This is a genomic window from Levilactobacillus fuyuanensis (assembly GCF_003946395.1).
GTDB classification, from domain to species: domain Bacteria; phylum Bacillota; class Bacilli; order Lactobacillales; family Lactobacillaceae; genus Levilactobacillus; species Levilactobacillus fuyuanensis.
In genome coordinates this window covers 175227-195469 of sequence record NZ_RHNZ01000004.1, presented here as the reverse complement: position 1 = coordinate 195469, position 20243 = coordinate 175227, and the positions used below count along the sequence as shown (strand labels likewise).

Below are 20243 nucleotides of genomic sequence, written 5' to 3'. Positions count from 1 at the left end.
CATGAGACTAAATCGTGAAAAATTACATTAGTAGTAAGTAGAGGGCCAAAAAAGCAGCTACCAAAAAAACTGGTAACTGCTCACGATAATTTATTTTTAAACTGTTACGTGCTTACTTCACCGTCTTGGCAACTGCAACGTGAACGGCATCCTTCTCGGCTTCAACCAAGTCAACCCGACTCTCGATGACCTTAGTGTCCATCTTGATTTCCCGGGTTAAGCCTGGGGTGTTGATCTTCGGTGTGAAGAAGGCCTTGAATTCAGCCAGACGTGCTGGCGTATGGAAGATTCCTGAGGTAACGGTGATGTACGTGGTGAATTCCATGTCGCCACCGACCGTATCTTCCAGCCATTGCCAGTCATTTCTGATCCAGTCCCAAGCGGCCTGTTGGCCCTTGTCGTTGCCTAGAACACCGCGATACCAAGCCCGCAAGTCTTGTGGCTTGATGGTTTCGGCATCTTCGAACAACGTGATCAATTTGGCAATCTGCTTGGCGTCCGGCGTCGTTGGCAGTGCAGAAGCTAAATCCGCCTTGTAGCCGGCGTCACTGGATGACCGGTAGTCGTTCAACAATTGATCGAACAACTGGTCACTGCCGAAGTGCTTGATTTCGTTGGCTAAAATGAAGACCCGAGTTGCGGCTGGCAACGTTGCTGGGTTGTCCTGGTGGGCAACGAAGACAGCGTGGGCAGCGGCGATCGATTCAGCATTCTTGGCGTATAAGGTGGCGTTCAAAACGTATGGCCGCGTCAATTGGTCATCGTTAGATTCACCGGCCTTAGGCGTCCAGCCTAACCGAGCAACTTGACTAGCACTCAGCTTGTCGAATAAGGCTTGTAACTGCTGTTCTTCGGTAGAATCTGGCGTCACAAACTTCTTCAGGTTGCCGGCAACCCCATACAAGACATCGTTGACAACCGTGGAGTGGCTGGCAGCGAAACGGTCCAGTAATGGCACGATTGCCGCATAAGAAATCTGGCGACCTTCGGCTAATAACCGCAAGTCTTGCAGCAATTGTAACTGGGTGATGGCATCCAGGGAATCCAAGTTAGCGAGGATGTCTTGCAACAAAGTGTCATCGTATTTCACGATGAAGTGAGAGTTGTTGCCCACGTTCAAACGGAAAGGTTCGCCACTAGCCTTGCGCAGGTCGGTGTAATCCCCTAAGGTGGCGGATTGGTCGGCAAAGATGGCTGGTGCGGCGCTGTAGTTGCTGTTCAAAGGTACCTGCCATTGACGACCGGCATCCTTACCCTCACCCACGAAGAATTGGTTCTGGGTAATGGTTAACTTGCCATCTACTACTGCGGCGGAAACGACCGGATAACCGGGTTGTTCCAGCCAAGAGTTCATGATGGCACCGACGTTCATGCCGGATGCGTCACCCAGTGCGGCCCAGAGGTCAGCCCCGGTAGCGTTGCCGTAATGGTGAGCGGCAAAGTAGGCTTTCAAGCCTTGACGTAAGGCATCGTCACCGATTAAGGCACGCACCATAACGAGCATCCGAGCACCCTTGGCGTAAACGATGGCACTGTCGAACAAGGCATCGATTTCGGCAGGATCTTCAACTTGCACGTGAACGGACTGTACGCCGTCGGTGGCATCCCGTTGAAGCGCCATTGGGGCTTCGGTCGTCTGGAAGACTTCCCAGATGTGCCAGTCGGGTTCGATGGCGTCGATAGCGACGTATTCCATCATGTTGGCGAAACTTTCGTTCAACCAGAGATCGTCCCACCACTTCATGGTAACCAGGTCACCGAACCATTGGTGTGCGAGTTCATGGGCAATGACCGTTGCGACCCGTTGCTTGGTTTCAAATGAGGTGTTGTCGGGATCTAACAATAAGTAGGCTTCACGATACGTGACCAAGCCCCAGTTTTCCATGGCACCGGCTGAGAAGTCGGGTAAAGCCATTTGCCAAGAATGTGGGAGTGGATATGGCGTCTGGTAGAAGTCTTCGTAGAATTCGATGGAGCGCTTGGCAATGTCTAAGGCGAAGTCGAGTTCCTTGGCTTGGTGTGCCTTGGTAGCGAAGACGCCGACTTGCACACCGCTCTTGGTGGTGGTCAGCTTGCTCTGCATTTCCCCGAAGGCAAAGGCAATCAGGTATGTGGACATGCGGACCGTGGTGTCGAAGTAGTGGACGCCGTTTTCGGTCTTGGTCTCAGGCATGTTACTGATGATGGTTTCGCCGTCGTGTTCGTCGAACTTGATGGCCAGGTCAAAGGTGGCCTTGGCTTCAGGTTCGTCGACACATGGGAAGGCTTGACGGGCAGCGGTCGTTTCAAACTGCGTCCCGATGATCAGCTTCTTCTCACCATTGACGTCGTAGTAGGATGGGTAGATGCCCATCATGCTGTCGGTCAGGGGGGCGGTGAAGTCGATGGTCAGCGTCGTTTCGCCGGTCTTACCCAGGTCGATATGGATGCCCTCACTCTTGTCATCGAAGGTGAATGGCACATTTTGACCGTCTGCTTTGACGGCACTGATGGTCATAAACTTCTGGTGAATGGCGATGCTAGTCGCCTTGGCGTCACCGGTAATGGTGGACGTCCCAGAGATGGTCTTTGTGGCACGATTAATGTCTAAGTAAACGTTGTAATGCGTTGGTCGGAATAATTCGTAAAAATGTGTGGATTTTGCCATGATTTCCTCCTGAATTATTAGAATATCCTCATTATACACTTTTGGCCGGCGGGAACCACGTGAGGTGTTATGAAAGATGACGATCGTAGTATTTCCAATACGCTATATTTAGTACGCCTATTTAACGTTTTTTAATCATGTCCTAACTTCACTCTCAGTATGACTAATCTTCTTCGCGAAAAAAATCATCCAATTCAAAAGTAACGACTGGCTTCACGTACAATTCGTACTTCGCTACCAAATCAATCAGCCGATCTCCATCAATCAGTGTAATGACCCGCGTCCCCGTCCGTGCAGCTTTAATGGCCTCTCGAGAAAAAGTTGAGGTTGCAACAAAGATTCCAAACTCTGCATTATATTTGTCCATTGCTCCCCTGAATTTGTCAATTTCCGGTGAGGGTACCATTGATGACCAGCGTTTCGCTTGAATCGCAACTCTGGCGGTTCGGAAATCATCCGTTGTTAGATAGCCGAAACCGTCGAGTCCGCCATCGCCACTGAGCTTTACACCTATCTTTTCGTCTAAGTCAACGCCCATCGCCTTCACTAATCGTCTAGCAAACAGCTCGAATTTCGCTGGGCTAATCCGTAATAGGGCATTTTGTAAGTCTAATCGCCAATTATCAGCTGGGTCATCATCGATTGCATCATCAGGACTATCCGAAACACTAGGCTTCTCATGGACTACTAGATTTTGCTCACGCCTCTTTTTCCATTGCACATCAGCCTTATCATAGATGTCGCGCTGCAAGTCTAGCTGGCCTAAGTCAAACTCGCGCGCCATCTTTGTGAGCTCGACCTCGCCACGCTTTGGGCGGGTCAGAAATCCGGCAAATTCTAGATTTTTGACGCTGAAATTAAAGATGTAAGCAAATGGACGATATTCCCGTCCTGATTGTTGACTAGCTACCTTCTGTGTAATAAAGCTCTCTGGAATCACATTATCACGTATTAATATGTCTTCACGGATGTTCTTGGTCAGTGCGCGACCACCAAGTTTCCGTAGAGACTTGATAATTTCTGGCATGGTCAGGCTCTCCTGTTCACGCCGTGATAAATCTTCAAATTTGTCGCTACTCATAATAGTCTCCTCACAATCAATATCCCAAGCTCGTCATGATAAAACCCGAGACCTTGAGCTCCCATTTACGTTCAGGATATCATAGTAGCCCAAACGATGTTTTCATCCTATCATAATTAACTTAGCGTTCCCGCTTCTTCCATCCGGCCAGACCGACCAAACTTCCCAATAGAGCCAATCCGGTAATGGCTAACTTGCTCCTTCGTTGTTCATTTGTCTGCGGCAATTCAGTCTTACTTTGTGCCAACTTATCCGGTTGCTTCTGCGACTGCTTCGCAGGTGTACGCAATTGTTGAACCTTAGCCCCCTGTCCACCTTTGGCCTTTGACACAGTTACCTTGGCAGGCGTCTTTGTTTTATTAGACGGTTTCTTTGTCTTTTTCGACGGTTTCTCCTCCGATACAATTTGATCACCATCGCCACCAGTGACTGGGCCAGTCGTCGGTGGCGTCACGTGACCACCACCATTATCACCACCGCCAATCGTGGCATCCGATGAATAGGTCACGGCGACGGCCACATCGGCACTATCTAGCGTGACAACTTGCGCCTTGGTCTGCGTCAGATCATTGGCTGGGTCAGTCGTTGCAACGACGTGCATCCCCGCCACAGTTGGATTCTTAACAGCAGCAAAGCTTACCCGAGCCCCAACCTTGTAAACGGTCCAACTGGTATCGATTGGCCGACCCGTGACGCCCAATTCTGGTGTACCCGTGACAGCCGCATTGCTATACATCACAGCGTCCTGGGTGACTTGATCCGTTACCGTCGCAAAAGTCATGGTCTTCGTCACCGGAGTGGCGACCTGCTTATGTTGTTGATCCTGATATGTAATCTTTTCAGTAACTGTCTTTTCCGTCGTCTTAAAGTTATGAGCTAACGTAATCGTAAAGTTGAGAGGCGTATTGGCATCTTTTCCAAAGACGATTGCGCTGGTACCGTCGGGATTCTTGGTGGTATCACTGACCAGCTTGTAGCCTTTAGCCACGTCCGACTTGATTGCGGAATCGGCGTCAAACGTACTGGTGGTTCCAATGGCGCCCCGCAATTCAGGATTAGTCTTATAGTCTAAAGTCCTAATCGTCTTACCCGTCGTGGCATCCTTGATAGTGACGGTGGCACGCTTGGCGTTAGCATACACCATACGAATGATCTGTTTAGTCCCAGCAAATGAGATATTTGGTGATTGACTGATATCAGTCCAAGTCTTGCCGTCCACACTAGTCTCAGCCCCGGTGTAAATATAATCCGGGAAGTCCTTCTGGTAGCTGTTCAAGGCAACTTGAGCAGTTGACGGACCATTATAGCTACCAGTAACTGGCTTGCCTGTTTCATCGGTAATTGGTTTAAATTTACCATCGGCATCCTTGGTCCCATAATTAACGGCAATATTCCAAGGTAAGCCATCCTTGTAGAACAGGACGGTCCAAGTCTTAGAAACATCTGCCAAAGTCGTAGTCCAACCCGGTTGGGCAGTCGCCTTGCCATTGCCGGCCACCCAATCAGAGTACAGACCCGTACCATCTAGAATCAAGCCAGAGAAGGTGAAGCCCTTAGCAAGCTGCTGCTGCAGAAAAGTCATAACTGTAGCGTTAGCTAGTACGTTGACGTTGGTACCCACATCACCCGAGATCAGCGTTGTGGGTGCCAAGTTGAGCTGCTGCCCATCGGTCTGGAGAAGTTGAATGTTGACGTTTAAATCGCCGACATTTGCTGCTAATTCATACGGCTGAATGATATATCCAGCGAAACTACTATTCGGATCAGACCACGTTGTCGAGAGGCTCCCATAATTTTCATTCGTGCTGGTAAGTAAGTTGTACCAGGACAGCGTATTACTGTTGACGTTCCCGGCATCTGCACTAGATGGAAAGAGGGATGGATACAATACGTTCTTAGCATTGTCAAAACCTTTAATTGGAAGATTAGCTGCCTCCAAATCTTTAATAATAAAGGATGGTGTCGTGTAGGTTAAAGTATCTCCCGTCGTAGTACTTTGACCTTTACCTACCTTGTTATTGACCTTAATCGGCCTTAATGTGATGTGTTGATGGTGTAATGCTACTTTCTGAATATTCAAACGCTTATCCGTCGCCAGTGGTGAGATATCACTAATTTGATTATATGGCATCTCAACACTTGTCAGCTGACTCTTATTAGCCAATGCAGAAATATCGTTGATTGAAAACATGCTAATGTTCACGCTCTGCAGTTGATCCAAATTACTTAGAGCACGAATATCCCATAAATTTCCGGGTTGAAATGATTGGCCAAAGGTATTTAAACTGACGATTGGATCAATCATAAGATATATTTGTTGTAAATTCGTCGCATTCTGAAGGCCTTCTAGTGTTTTCATGGATATCAAGGCTAAATAGTATGACGTGCATCGAACCCCGTCACCGTTAACTGACTGTTTTGATTCCGACGATGAGATACTAGTAACCGTCGCCAGTTCGGCCTTGGTAAAATTATCTAGAAAGTCTGCAAATGTTGCATACTTCTTATCAAAATTATTCTGCCAAATAAAGTACTGTAAAGCGGAATTAGGCATCCACTCATCAATATACATGATCTTCACGCCATACTTAGCCGACGAAACCATGTCAACACCCTTAGCATTCTGCGCAATATTATTCGCATACGTTTCGCCTAACCAAGTCTGTTGTCCCGGCACTTGATGCAAATAATCGTAGCCATCTACAACTCTCAAGTCCGAACTACGCCCAGTAGAATCAACATGGTCATAAGTATATTGCAACTGGCCAGTCTTTTTGACATTAAACACTGGTTGCCCGGTAACTTTGTCTGTCAAATCATCTGGATTTTGAACCATAATCCCGGTTTTGATATTCGCGCTTGATGGATCACCCTTCACAGTATCTTTGGGACCGTCGACATTCTTAACACCTTCAACGCCCTCATCGGTATCACCAGTCGGCTTCTGCTGTGTGCTTTTATTTCCCGATTGCTCTGAATTTCCTTGATTACCATCGATTGGTCGCCCAGCAGCATGGTCTTGATTACCTGTATTGGGTTGCCCTGTCGGCACTTCGGGAGCTGCTGGTGTAGGTGATGCTACCTTGCCATCAGTCTCGGATGTCGCCTGTTCTTCTCTCAAAGATTTCGCTGAGGAGTCACCTACCGGCTGCTCCTCGACAACCTTTTCTGGGGCTAATGCACTATCATCGGCTCGTGCCGTCTGCATAGCCTGCGGTCCCATAATGATTCCGGCCATCATACTAGTTGCCGTGATACCAGCTATTATCCAACCTTTATGTGACTTGTACATCTTATAATGTATCTTCGATTCAAAATTTTTCATGATTAGTCCCCCTCATCAACTACGATTAAGAATCAGGTAATTTAACACCGAACTTATACCGCATACCGTTCTATAAGCTCTATTTTTTTATTATAAGCAAGCTGCGAGAAACAGTCAATGAATCGAAACTTTTCATCCTATGAATAATTTAATAAATAGACACGAAATCCTAGTATCATAGGATTTCGTGTCATTTCTTAAAACTAATAATCACTAAGTCGTCTGATAAAGCAAACAAATTCATCAGTAAATTACGCATCATTCAAACATGTCACCAGTACTCACAATAATTGCTAACGAAACTAATATTAGCTTCAAATTGGCGTGACATGAACAACACCCCAGCTTTCAAACCAGACTAACAATTAAGGCTTATTCACTAAATTTTACTAACACAAAAGGATCAACCCATTAACTAGATTGATCCTGAAATATCTGTTCAATTGAATCAAACTTATTACGGATCACACATTGCTTCAAGAAACGTCACTATTTATGCATCATCCTGAAGCCACAAAGTCTTTATTGTTCACTTCATTAGTGTTCCCGTTTCTTCCAACCGGCTAAGCCGACTAAGCTTCCCAACAGTGCCAGTCCAACAAGGGCTAATCCGCTCCCCCGCTGTTCATTGGTCTGTGGTAATTCAGTCTTAGCCTGAGCCAATTTAACGGGTGCCTTCCGCGACTGCTTGGCAGACGTTGCTAATTGTTGCACTTTAGCACCCTGACCACCGGCCATGACAACGTCTGCTTGACCACCCTTGGCCTTAGTCTTAGGCGGTGTTGAGACCTTAGCAGGCGTCTTGTCCTTCTTGGCTGGTGTCTTAGGCGTCGTTGCTGGTTCCTTACCAGGCTTGCCGATGTCAGCACCACCACCCGTAGATGGGCCAGTGGTTGGTGGCGTTACGTTACCGCCACCGTTACCGCCGCCACCGGTCGTAGCATCCGCCGCATAGGTCACGACGACGGCCACGTCGGCACTATCCGACGTGACGGTCTGCGCTGCAGTCTGCGTCAGATCATTGGCTGGGTCAGTCGTTGAAACAACGTGCATCCCCGCTACGGTTGGATTATTAACGGCAGCGAATGCTAATTGATCACCGTCCTTGTAGACGGTCCAATTGGTATCGGTTGGCTGACCGGTAACGTCCAATTCTGGCGTGCCCGTGGCAGCCAGATTGCTGTAGGTCACAGCGTCTTGGGTGACTTGATCAGTTACCGTAGCAAAGGTCATGGTCTTCGTCACCGGAGCGGCGACCTGCTTCTGCTGCTGATCCTGGTAGGTAATCGTTTCAGTAACGGCCTTTTCCGTCGTCTTAAAGTCGTGTGCTAACGTAATCGTAAAGTCGAGATTTGTGTCGGCATCCTTGCCAAAGACAATCGCGCTGGTGCCATCGGCATTCTTAGTAGTATCACTGACCAGCTTGTAGCCTTTAGCCACGGCTGGCGCAATCACAGAAGCGGAGTCAAAGTCACTGATCGACCCAATGGCGCCCCGCAGTTCGGGATTAGTCATGTAGTCTAACGTTTGAACAGTCTTACCCGTCGTGGCATCCTTGATGGTAACGGTAGCGCGCTTGGCGTTGGCGTAAACCATGCGGATGGCTTGTTTAACCCCAGCGAATGGAATGTCGGTTGACTGACTGATATCGGTCCAGGTCTTGCCATCCACGCTGGTTTCAGCACCGGTGTAAACGTAGTCTGGGAAGTCTTTCTGATAGCCATTCAAGGCAACCTGAGCGTCTGACGTCCCGTTGTAGGTGTCGGTAACTGGCGACCCATCTTCAGTGGTGATTGGCGTAAAGTTACCAGCGGCATCCTTAGTCCCGTAACCAACGGAGACATTCCAAGGCAAGACGTCCTTGTAGAACAGGATCGTCCAGGTCTTAGAAGCATCCGTCAAAGTCGTGATCCAGCTTGGTTGAGCAGTCGCCTTGCCATTGTCGGCCACCCAATCAGAGTACAGACCCGTACCATCCAGAATCAGGCCAAAGAAGGTGTACCCCTTGGCAAGCTGCTGGTTCAGGAAAGTCATGACCGTGGCATTAGCTTGCACGTCGACATCGGAACCCACATCGCCCGAGATCAGCGTTGCGGGTGCCAAGTTAAGTTGTTGTCCGTCGGCTTGAAGCAGCTGAATGTTGACGTTTAAATCACTGACATTTTCGGCCATCTCATACGGCTGAATGACGTAACCGGCGAAGTCACTGTTTGGATCGGCCCATGTGGTGGACAGACTCCCATAGTTAGCACTCGTGCCGGCAAGCAAATTGTACCAGTTCAGAGTATTGCTATTGATGTTCCCGGCATCGGCACTGGATGGGAATAAGGATGGATATATCGCTCCATCAGCATTATCAAACGCCTTAACTGGCAAGTTGGCTGCGGACAAGTCCTTGATGATAAATGATGGCGTCGTGTAACTCAAAGTACCATCAGCCGTAACGTTCTGGCCCTTGCCAAGCGCCGTGCTAACGGTGATTGGTTCCAGTAAGATGTGTTGATTAAACAGATGTGTCCCCGTCTTGATGACCAAGTTCTTATCTGTGGCTAGTGGTGAGATATCCGTAATCTGATTGTAGGCCATGTCGACAGTCGTCAACTGCTCCTTATTGCTCAGCGCAGAAATATCATTCACGGAGAATAGTGTCACGTTAACACTCTGTAACTTGTTCAAGTTGCTTAACGCCCGAATGTCCCATAAATTCCCAGATTGCATATAATTACCCAACGCGACATTGCTAACATCCATATTGGGGTAAAGATACAGGCTTTGGAGATTCGTAGCGTTCTGAAGACCTTCTAGCGTCGTCATGGACATCAACGCATTGTAGTACAATGTTGCCTGATTACTACTATTTGCTGCCTGCATCGCTTTGTCCGAATAGATGCTCGTGACCGTTGCGAGATCAGCCTTCGTAAAATCATTCCTGAAATCGGCTATTGTTGCGAACTGCTTAGCAAAATTACTTTGCCAAATAAAGTACTGTAGGCCATAATCAGGCATCCATTCGTCAATGTAGAGCGGATGCGTACCATCACTGTATTGTAGTGGCGAATTCATATCCATTCCCTTGGCATCCTGCGCAATGTTATTGGCGTAAGTCTCGCCTAGCCATGTCCCAGCTCCTTGCGCCTGATACTTGTCACTATAACCATCTACCACACGAAGATCAGTGCTGACTCCGTTAGCGTCCGAGTGATCATAAGTATATTGCAGCCGCTGAGTCTTGCTGACATTGAACACTGGTTGGCCCGTGACCTTATCCGTCAAGTCATCTGGATTCTGAACCGTGATTCCCGTCTGAACATTAGCTGGCGCTGGTGTTGTCGCATCTTTTGTGACATCTAGACTTCCTTTTTCTGGTGCGGTTGGCATATCCCTGGTGATCTTATCCCTTACATTCCGAGCTGGATATTGCTGTGATTTCTCTTGCTTTAGAGAGTCCTCATTAGCCCCTTCCCCAGGTTGTTCCTGCTGTTGTTCTTGTTGTTCTTGTTTCTGTTGCTCTTGCTGCTGTTGTTGCTCTTGCTGCTGTTGTTGCTCTTGCTGCTGTTGTTCCTCTTGCTGTTGTCCTTGTTGCTCTTGTTTCTGTTGCTCTTGTTGTTCCTGTTGTTCTTGTTGCTCTTGCTCACCAGCCCCGGCTGTTTTCAGAGGTACTTCTGATTTCTCACTTGCTGGCTGACCCTGTTCAACGTTTTCCGTTGGTGGTACGTTGCCATCCGCCTGTGCTGTCTGCATGGCTTGTGGGCCCGCAATAATCCCAACTGCCATACTGGTTACCGTAATGCCGGCTACCAGCCAGCCCTTATGTGACTTGTACATCTTATAATGTGTTTTCCGTTCAAAATCCTTCATGATTGGTCCCCCTCATTAACAATGACCAAAAATCAGATAATTCAACGCCGAACTTATACCGCATATTGTTATTCTATAAGCTCTATTTATTGTCCATTATAGCTATATTGTGAGAAACAGTCAACGGCATGAATTTTTTTGGTGTGCAAGTGTTCCCTAACGTGTACATAAGCGTTGATATAACAAGCTTTATAATAATTGTGTTTTTAAGTTCAGCTTCTTTAAATGCATGACAAATCAATCGAATTTTTCACTAGTTCATACACTATTTAAACACTTCATCGGCATTAGCAATGATTGTTAAAAGAACTAACGATGACACCAAAGTTAAACGTCGCGAATACAATCATTTCTTTCAAGCTGGGGCAACCGCTAAGACATATTCACTGGCTGTATCCCTCATCAACGCAAAAAGAAGAGGCCCAATTCGTAAATGAATTGGACCTCCCAAAGTCTTTCTATTAACACTCACAGAGAGTCCTTAATTATGAGCATTGAAACATTTAAAAATTAGTGGAACACACGCGCGATTCCAGCCACGTCAGAGCGTTGACCGTTCTTGATTGGTTGAACCATGATTCGTGGTGGCCAGCTTTCGATAACCTTGCCCTTACCTAAGTAAATGGCAACGTGCCAAATCGTATGGGTGCCTGGTTGGTAATAGAAGACTAAGTCGCCACGCTTCTTGTGACTGTAAGCCACGTGTTGAAACTTCTTGCTAGCCCACAAGTTACGTGAATTCCACTCGTTACCTGGGTAAGCATGATGAATGGCACTGATAGGCTTAGTGTTGATCCCACCAGCGTACAGTGACTGCATAACCAGGCCAGAACAGTCCGTCCCATAGATAGTCTTAGATGAAGAACCAACTAAGTAAGGATTGCCCTTGTACTTGTAGGCTTGCTTAATCATCGCTTCGATATGGGCTGAACGACTGTTCCAGGCGTGCGCACCCAGTGGTGCTACGTATGAATCAATGCTCTTCCAGCTGGACTTAGAGAAGCCTAACTTAACCCATGTTTTTTCATTGACGTTCCCGGTAGCTTTCAGGTGGTGCTTACGTTGAAAGTTTTTGACAGCGTAGTAGGTCGCAGAATTATATTTGTTATAACCGTTGGCCGTTCCTAAACGCCGCATGATCTTCCAAGTCTTAATACCTTCGTAACCACGCTTAACGGTGTAACCGACCTTACCGTAAGGCTTGATCTGCGTGTAGTTGACCTGATAATACTTCTTTGGGTTTTGGTAGCCCTTCGTCTTGGCAACAAATGTCTTGTTGGCAGTGACGTATTTGCCGGTGTTAGTCTTTAACACTGGCGCGTGCCCCTTGGCCGTGACCACTTTGGAAATCTTAGCGTAGTGGTCCTTGTGAACCGTCGCCGCATGATGCTTCTTAGCGGCGTCCTTGTAGTAGGCGACCGTCTTCTTGACCCGGATAATGCCAGGATTGGTAGTGTAGTAACTGGTCTTAGCTTGTGCGGAGGTCGTCATACCAACACTACTTAGACCGGCAATGACGAGTATTGTAGATAGCCATTGTTTCTTCATTATATTTTTCTCCTTTGTAAATTTAGTTAATGAATACTTGATTAATAGCTCAGCGCCCGATACGCATCGTGTTTCCGATGATTGTGCAGGCTAGCTAAGCTCATGCTTGTTTTCCGCTTGGTCCACGGATCGTTGTAGTAAGCCCGCGTGCTACTGTAGCCAGAAAGCGTGACAGCATGGTTCACAAAGCCATCGACACCAGCGACCCAGATAACGACGGGATGGCCGTGATTGATTTTGGCCTTCATCATGTTAAACGAAGCCCCGGTCATATCTGTAGCTGAACCGAGATGATGTCTGACGGTCTTCACGAGGCCCTTGGGATAGATCCACCAACCGGTCTTCGAATAGGGACTCCCAACGAAGCCCTTGTTAGGATTCGAACTCCGCGGCATCTCTTTGGCCAGCGACTTCTTGGTGACTTTCGCCCCAGCGTACTGGAGCATCATGGTCGTCGCCGTAATCTCACAGCCGGTTGGGAGTTCAGGCCGTTGCGCAATCAAGGGGACGTTGAGCCACCGGTAGGACTTGACGGTCCCGTTGCGGTGAATCCACCCTGTTTGCGTGTGCTTGTAAGTAAATTTCAACCAGGTCCCATCGCCCATCTTTTCTTCACGGGTAATGTGGACCTTTTTAGTCGCGTAGTGCCGTCCGGTCGAAATAGCCTTCACATTCCTAGCTGAAGACTTAGCACCACCCGTTTGGTACACCTTGTAGTTATGCTTGCGGTTGGTACCGATCTTGGTGTAGTAGTTCACCTTTTTCTGGCTGATGACTTTGCGGTAAGTCACTTGTGGCTTGGGCTTAGGTTTGGGCGTTGATTCTGTTGATGAAGAGGATGAGCTAACTGATGCAGACGAAGTGGCCTCTTCCCCTGCCGTTGCTGTGCTCGTCTTAGTCGTCGTTGATGAAGCGGTCGATGTTGCCGTTGCCGCGTGGACCACGCCGCTGGGGACGGCACCCAGGAAGAAGCCCAGCCCAGCAACGGCCAAACCTGCTATAAGTCGGTTCACGGTATTTTCACCTCCATATTTATTTAGTTATTAAGCCAAATGCTTTAAGGCTATTTAACGTGGACCGTCTTAGCAGGTGTCACCCCTGAAAAGTGCCCATGTGAGTAATATCCAACGGTGGCACTGACTTTCTTTGCTTTAGGAGCGTAAAGCTTTTTATTGAAACTGCGTGAACCCTTTAGCTTGGCATAGCTGGTTCCCTTATACGTCTTGATCCGAGCGTAGTTCGCCTTTTTGCCTAATTTCACAGTCCCCGTAACTTTAACGTACTTCTTAGAGGACGTCTTTTTAGCGGTCAATTTAGTAATCTTGCTCTTAACGCTTGGAACGCCAGTGATCTTAGTTGGCCGAATGTTGGTTTCAAAGTACTGAATGAAATAGTCACCAACATCACTAATGCTGTCCGGATCAACTTTGTTCTTGCTAATCTGTTGATCAGCTTCATCAATCTCATCATTGACAGAATTCTGGTAATCCGTGTCTAAGCGGCCCTTAAACTGATCGTAAACAGCCAACATTGCCCGATAGTCCTGCTTAAATGCTGGTGTTACCTGGCCTTTACGACCAAGCTCACTGACCGCATGGGTTGTCAGGACATGCATGACTTGTGAAAAATATGCTGATATTGAACTGCCATACGCATTGACGGGCTTTTGCGCCATGCGCTTAAAGAAGGCGGCATTGAGTTGTTGCTTTACTTTAGGACTGGCCTTTTTAACAATCTGTTTAACGCTATTTTCGTCATTCTTAAAAACTTGATAACTAATTGGCGCGTCTTCATTGTTATAGGCTTGCGCTTCGGGTGTGAACATGGGAACGGTGGTGGTAACGATTCCCCCTACTAAAATGCTGCTAAGTAAAATTGTTGTCGCTTTGCTTATCCAGTTAAATTTCATTGCTGGTTCCTCCTAAAACTGTTGCTATCATCATTCACCGAATGACTAATTCTTAACTCTGTGATAGTAAGGCTTGTGCGCAAATGCCGTGGTTTTCGAAATCTTCAAGCGATTATGACTAAACGTTTTGATGTAATAGCGAACATGCTTGCCATTCCGGGTAACGCTTTTGATTTGATAAAGATGTGCGCTAAGCTTGCGAGATGGCACCCGCCACATCAGCAGCAAAGTGATTTTCCCGCTTTTTTCGGCGGGCCAGTGGGGTTTTCGAATCTCGTTGAACACGACGTTGGGGGCAATATTGAGCTCGTTGTAATGGTTTTTGACTGGTTTCGTACGAAACAGACCTCTAACCTTTTTTGGAGTTCCAAATTGCCACTTAACTGATGCCGATGCTTTCACTGGTGATCCCAGTAGACCGGCTCCCATAACAACTAGTGTGATAGCAAGAATCATTGCATAAAATCTTTTCTTCATAAATTTCGTCTCCTACAATAATTAATTTTCAGTATTTGAATCGCCGGTATATGTCCCATCTTCGCTATAATTGAATGAATAATTTTCTGGCTTCAACGTTACTAAGTACCGCCCAATCCCAACAATGGTGAAGAATAGAGCAAGTACCCATAAGATCACATGGCCGAAAAATTTAAACATCATTTTCATGCCTGCCGCATCGCTTTTAATGGCATTTTTAGTTTCGCCGAAGGAGTGATCGTTGTTTCTGAAATTGGAGTTGACCAATCGAACAGCTCGAAACTGAGCTTTTCTATAGTCAGCTGCTTGCATCTCAGAGTAATTATCAAAAATCCCCTTAGCCTGTCGACCGTGCTCCCACTCGTATATCACAAGAAACCCGTTCGCAATCGGATAAAATATTGCGGCCTGAATGCCGAAGAAGATAAAGTAGCCCGGCAGCTGACCACCCAGAAAGGCTTGCTTACCGAAGTAAAACCATGCGATGGCAGTACCAATTGAAATCGCGTAACGCGTTGCCCAAAACCGCATGTTCAGGGCGAAAAATTCCTGTTTGAAAATGTCTAATATTTTTTGAATCATGAAGCTCCTCCTCATTGATAATTTGCCACTTACGTAAATATAAGTAGCTTTATAGTCTAATATACATCAAATAGGTATTATTTTCCCTCTTTTCTAAATAAAAAGGTCTTTTTTTCTCTGTCAATGATATAAAGACTCCATTATGGTTAGTTTTGATGCCATGATAGGAGAGATGCCAACTATGCAAAACGCAATTAGTAAACTGGTGAGTCAGAAACGACGAGCATTAGATTTGACCATTGAAAAGTTAGCTGAAAAAGCTGGCGTTTCCGTTAGCCTAATATCGCGAATAGAGCGCGGAGAATTCGAGAATATAAGTCTCAAGAAGCTACAGTCCATTGCATCGGCTCTCAACCTAAAGCTAAGTGACTTCTTCACAGATGAATCACTGACTGGAATCCACACTTTAGAATTAATTGCCTACCTAAAGTCCCTGCCAGAGAATCAACGTGAAATTGTCTCAGAAAGTATCTTAAAAATTTTAAAACTATAGTTGGTACTTCTTTACAATTAGATTTGCGATTTCGGCCAGCGTATACTGACCCGCATAAGCTTGATACTCGGCCACTAAATCAATATCACTAGTCGGTAGCTTAATTTCAAAAATACGAAATCTTCTGTAATCAATCCGGTGGTCCGACCCCTGGTCAATCAGAAACTTCAAATCTTGCAACAACTGTAATCGACTCAACAACGGATTCTCTACTTTTTCCATACGCCATTCACCCCTAAAAAAATAAGCTAGCCTCAACCGAATTGGTTAAAGCTAGCTTAACGCCGCTACTAAATAAAAAACAGGCTTGTATGTAAGTGAAAATTAATTTGTAGGTGTGGCATTAAACTTGTTTTAGTAAATCAATTTTAACATGTGTGTCAAGTTCTAATGCAACTATAAGAAATTAAAAGGACAGCTGCTAGCCAATTTCTCGGCAGTAGCTGTCCTTTTCAGTATCCATTACCAAAGTTTCTGGTAGGGAACTATTTGATTTTAAGCTAAATTCGACTTGCAGTGTTCTTAATAAATGCCGTATTGTCGGCATTTTCACTCAACTAAGTCATGGGAATTATTCCCACTCAATTGTCGAAGGCGGCTTACTCGTCACATCATACAGGATACGGTTTACGTGATCCACTTCGTTTACGATGCGGACAGAGATCTCCTGCAGCACGTCCCATGGAATACGGGCGAAATCGGCGGTCATCCCGTCGATCGACGTTACGGCCCGGATACCCACGGCGTAGTCGTAGGTCCGGCCGTCACCCATGACACCGACACTCTTGATGTTTGGTAAGACCGTAAAGTATTGCCAAATATCGCGGTCGAGGCCGGCCTTCTTGATTTCCTCACGCAGAATCAAGTCACTATCGCGGACGATTTGTAACTTCTCTGGCGTGATTTCGCCAAGGACCCGAATCCCTAAACCGGGACCAGGGAATGGTTGCCGCCACACGAGGTCGCTAGGCATCCCCAACTTTTCACCCAACTCACGGGCTTCATCCTTGAACAATGAACGCAATGGTTCGATCAACTGGAAGTGCATGTCTTCCGGCAAACCACCCACGTTATGGTGAGACTTAATCGTCTGCGCCGTGTCGGTTCCACTTTCAATCACGTCGGTATACAACGTCCCTTGTGCCAGGAAGTCGATCCCATCGAGCTTTTGCGCTTCGTCGTTAAAGACTTGAATGAACTCGTTACCGATAATCTTACGTTTCTTTTCGGGTTCAGTGACGCCGGCCAGCTTGCCGAGGAACCGGTCCTGAGCATCGACTTTAACGATGTTCAGACCGAATTTCCCTTCCAGGCTGTCCATAACTTGCTTGGCTTCACCCTTCCGCAACAGGCCGTGATCCACGAAGATACTGGTCAGCTGCGACCCAATTGCCTTGTGCAAGAGCACGCCGACCACGGAGGAATCTACCCCACCGGATAAGCCTAACAAGACCTGCTTGTCGCCGACCATCTCACGGATGTGCTCGATCTGCAGATCAATGAAGTCATCCATCGACCAGTTGGATTCTGCACCACAGACATCGAAAGCAAAGTGCTTCAGAATGTCATTACCGTATGTCGTGTTACGCACTTCCGCGTGGAATTGAATCCCGTAGAAGTTCCGGTCAACGTCTTGCATGGCAGAGATCGGGCAGTTTTCGCTCGTTGCGACACGTTCGAAGCCATCGGGCACTTGGGTCACCAAGTCACCGTGGCTCATCCACACCGTCTGGGTCTTCGGCGTGCCCTTGAATAGTTTTGCGTCATCGCTCAGTACGGTGATGTCCGCCCGTCCATATTCACGGTTGTCAGCAGATTCAACCTTCCCACCAGTCAAACTGTGGGCCATCAGTTGCATCCCATAACAGATTCCCAGAATCGGAATCCCTAACTCGAAGATCTCAGGGTCAACGTTAAACGCACTGCTGTCGTACACGCTGTTTGGTCCCCCGGAGAAGATAATCCCCTTGGGGCCCCAAGCCTTGATTTCGGCCGCACTCATGGTGTGCGCCTTCAATTCAGAGTAAACGCCCATGTCACGAATCCGGCGCGTAATCAATTGATTATATTGACTTCCGAAGTCCAAGACGATAATCTTATCGAATTTGGACATATCAACGTTTGCCAAGCCATTCACCCTTTCTTCTTTTCAACATTGGTACTATCATACCGATTTCTGAAACGCGGGTCAATCTAAATCCAACAGAAATCAGGGAGAATTGTTTCACCCGTCAATCGGTTTCGCCGCCTAAGTGGTTCCAGCTGACCGGCTACCATTTATTTCCCCGCAAATTCAATCGTAAATGAAAATACGTCTGCCGATCCAGCTTCCGGCGTTCAACCGCCACAAAACCGTACTGGGCCGCAAGCTTCGCGAGAGAACTCCCCGGCCGCACGTCCATCCCCATGGTGTTGGCGCCACTCAATCTGGCGCGGTGAATCGCATCCCCCATCAGCCACTCGGCAAACCACCAACCCTGATAGGTCTTGCCCTGGTACCGACCGCGAACCGTCAGCATATCCAGATACCACTCATCGGGACGGGCCCGCGGTGTCACCACCGCCTGCTGGGGCGGTGCGACCTGCAACCGCTCAAACAACGCCGTCCACTGATTATCCAGCGTGCTCTCAACCGCCGCTGGATAACCATAGGCTACGCCAACCGCGACACCCTGGTTCTGATACACCCGTGCCAGAGGATAGCCGTAGCGAAACGCCAGCTGATGATAGCCAACAAATAAAAGCTGGGACAACTGCTCCTTACTCAGACGCCGTAACCGCCGTAGTTGCCGTCGCTCCAACTCGTGAAGCACCAGCATCGCGACGGAATCGGCGTCCACAATGGTTGCGTCTCGAAGCATCGCGTTCCCTCCTAATATTTCCGCAACAACAGCCGATCCACCCGGTGATGGAACGTCTTGTGAATAATCATATCCGCCCGGTTACGCGTGGGCAGAATGTATTCCTCCAGATTTTTTAAGTCAATATCGTGCCAAACCTGCTTGGCCTTGGCGATGGCCTGGTCATGTCCGCCAATCGCATACGGATAATAGTAGTTGGTTGGGTCCTGAAAGGCCGTGTTCAGTAACAAGTCGAACCGTTCCAGGAACCAGTCCTCAATTAACCCAGGATCGGCGTCCACGTACAGGGAGAAGTCAGTAAAATCGCTCACATAAATTTGTTCATTGGTCGGTAATTGCAGGGTATTAATGCCCTCCACAATTAGCACGTCTGGATGGACGATATATTCATACTGCTCAGGAACGATGTCATAGATTTTGTGGGAATAGACCGGTGCCTTAATCAGCGATTGCCCGGCCTTCACGCTATTTAGGAAGCGAATCAGCCCAGCCATATCATAGCTCTCCGGGAAGCCCTTACGCGCCATGAGATTGCGCTTCTTCAGCTCCTCATTGCTGTAGAGGAACCCATCGGTCGTGATCAGCTGAATGCGCTGTCCTTGAAAGTAGTGATTCAGTAAGACTTCCAGTAGCCGCGCCGTGGTACTCTTCCCGACGGCCACGCTCCCGGCAATGCCGATGATAAAGGGCACCCGGTGCGCTGGCCGTTGCAAAAAGCGGGCCTTGGCCTGCTGAAGCTGCTGGTAGTGATCAAATTCTAACCGCAACAAGTGCACCAACGGAATATAAATATCCTGAACGTCTTGCAGGGAAATCCGGTCGTTAAAGGCCTTAACTTGCCGCAGGCTTTCCTGGGTCAACGGCAACGTCGCATCGTCGGAAAACGCCCGCCACTGAGCACGGGTAAACGCATTGTAATTGATGGGATCTGACATGGGGACACCTCAACTTTTTCAGAAATAATTAGCCCCATTATACCGCAGATAACGGTGGATTCCTCGTGGTTCGCTGAGAAAGTTTAACGCGAGATTGGCCAGACAATCGTCCCTCACCCTAGCTACTACCAATCGCGAAAAATAGCCAAATAAAAAGGCCAAACTCATTGCTGAGCTTGACCTTGATTGTTATTTAATAATTACCCAACTCAGACACACGCTGCCGAACAGATCCGTATGAAATGATCGACCACCATGTAAGCCGTGAGGGTAGTGAAAAATGCACTTAGCCGTAGCCTGTCAGGGATGGAGCCAGCCGTGACAGCGACGTTAGACCGGGCGCTTGTTTCTTCCCGGCCTTACATCGCAGGACGCACTTGAAGACTCGCGGTTCTGGCGAGGCTTCAAGTCGAGGCGAGAGACCGCTTCACAGGCTCTCACCGGTCCCACAGCAGGTGGAATCCCTGACAGGCGGAGGCGACTGTTTTTCACCACCCAGTGTTCGCAATCAACTTAGGCCAAATCAA

14 protein-coding genes are annotated in these 20243 nt (G+C 47.7%); 1 reads left to right on the top strand and 13 read right to left on the bottom strand.

All coding sequences use genetic code 11. The features are described from left to right. Positions 1–112: 112 nt before the first annotated feature. The 9 genes from EKM73_RS02985 to EKM73_RS02945 all read right to left on the bottom strand — a co-directional run bounded on the left by EKM73_RS02985 (position 113) and on the right by EKM73_RS02945 (position 15427). Complete coding sequence (locus EKM73_RS02985) at positions 113–2647, bottom strand: M1 family metallopeptidase (RefSeq protein ID WP_125700507.1); 2535 nt, start codon at positions 2645–2647, stop codon at positions 113–115. Between the two features lie 163 nt (positions 2648–2810). Continuing rightward, positions 2811–3728, bottom strand: a complete 918-nt coding sequence (locus tag EKM73_RS02980; RefSeq protein ID WP_125700506.1) for a restriction endonuclease — start codon at positions 3726–3728, stop codon at positions 2811–2813. Positions 3729–3849: 121 nt separating this feature from the next. Continuing rightward, complete coding sequence (locus EKM73_RS02975; RefSeq protein WP_125700505.1) at positions 3850–7053, bottom strand: mucin-binding protein; 3204 nt, start codon at positions 7051–7053, stop codon at positions 3850–3852. A gap of 537 nt (positions 7054–7590) precedes the next feature. Beyond that, on the bottom strand, positions 7591–10911 hold the full coding sequence (locus EKM73_RS02970; RefSeq protein ID WP_125700504.1) for a mucin-binding protein: 3321 nt from the start codon (positions 10909–10911) through the stop codon (positions 7591–7593). 510 nt (positions 10912–11421) lie between these two features. Continuing rightward, entirely contained in the window at positions 11422–12402 is a 981-nt protein-coding gene (locus EKM73_RS02965; RefSeq protein WP_225421260.1) for a DUF5776 domain-containing protein, read from the bottom strand. 98 nt (positions 12403–12500) lie between these two features. After that, on the bottom strand, positions 12501–13472 hold the full coding sequence (locus EKM73_RS02960) for a C39 family peptidase (RefSeq protein ID WP_125700502.1): 972 nt from the start codon (positions 13470–13472) through the stop codon (positions 12501–12503). Positions 13473–13522: 50 nt separating this feature from the next. Continuing rightward, on the bottom strand, positions 13523–14368 hold the full coding sequence (locus EKM73_RS02955) for a hypothetical protein (RefSeq protein ID WP_125700501.1): 846 nt from the start codon (positions 14366–14368) through the stop codon (positions 13523–13525). Positions 14369–14413: 45 nt separating this feature from the next. Then, positions 14414–14845 (bottom strand): hypothetical protein, encoded by a 432-nt coding sequence (locus tag EKM73_RS02950; RefSeq protein ID WP_125700500.1) that lies wholly within the window; start codon positions 14843–14845, stop codon positions 14414–14416. A 21-nt stretch (positions 14846–14866) separates the two neighbouring features. Next, positions 14867–15427 carry a hypothetical protein gene (locus EKM73_RS02945; RefSeq protein ID WP_125700499.1) on the bottom strand — a complete coding sequence of 187 codons (561 nt, stop codon included), beginning with the start codon at positions 15425–15427 and terminating at the stop codon, positions 14867–14869. Between the two features lie 181 nt (positions 15428–15608). Between EKM73_RS02945 and EKM73_RS02940 the strand changes: the two genes are divergently transcribed. Next, a complete protein-coding gene (locus EKM73_RS02940) occupies positions 15609–15920 on the top strand; it encodes a helix-turn-helix domain-containing protein (protein ID WP_125700498.1) in 312 nt (103 codons plus the stop codon). On the opposite strand, the gene EKM73_RS02935 is transcribed toward EKM73_RS02940, so the two are convergent. The 4 genes from EKM73_RS02935 to coaA all read right to left on the bottom strand — a co-directional run bounded on the left by EKM73_RS02935 (position 15915) and on the right by coaA (position 19716). Next, positions 15915–16142 (bottom strand): hypothetical protein, encoded by a 228-nt coding sequence (locus tag EKM73_RS02935; RefSeq protein ID WP_125700497.1) that lies wholly within the window; start codon positions 16140–16142, stop codon positions 15915–15917. The genes EKM73_RS02940 and EKM73_RS02935 overlap by 6 nt on opposite strands. Before the next feature lie 349 nt (positions 16143–16491). Continuing rightward, a complete protein-coding gene (gene guaA, locus EKM73_RS02930) occupies positions 16492–18033 on the bottom strand; it encodes a glutamine-hydrolyzing GMP synthase (RefSeq protein ID WP_191988608.1) in 1542 nt (513 codons plus the stop codon). 157 nt (positions 18034–18190) lie between these two features. Further along, positions 18191–18781 (bottom strand): N-acetyltransferase, encoded by a 591-nt coding sequence (locus EKM73_RS02925; RefSeq protein WP_125700495.1) that lies wholly within the window; start codon positions 18779–18781, stop codon positions 18191–18193. Positions 18782–18792: 11 nt separating this feature from the next. Beyond that, positions 18793–19716, bottom strand: coding sequence for a type I pantothenate kinase (gene coaA / locus EKM73_RS02920; protein WP_125700494.1), 924 nt, complete (start codon positions 19714–19716; stop codon positions 18793–18795). Positions 19717–20243: the final 527 nt, after the last annotated feature.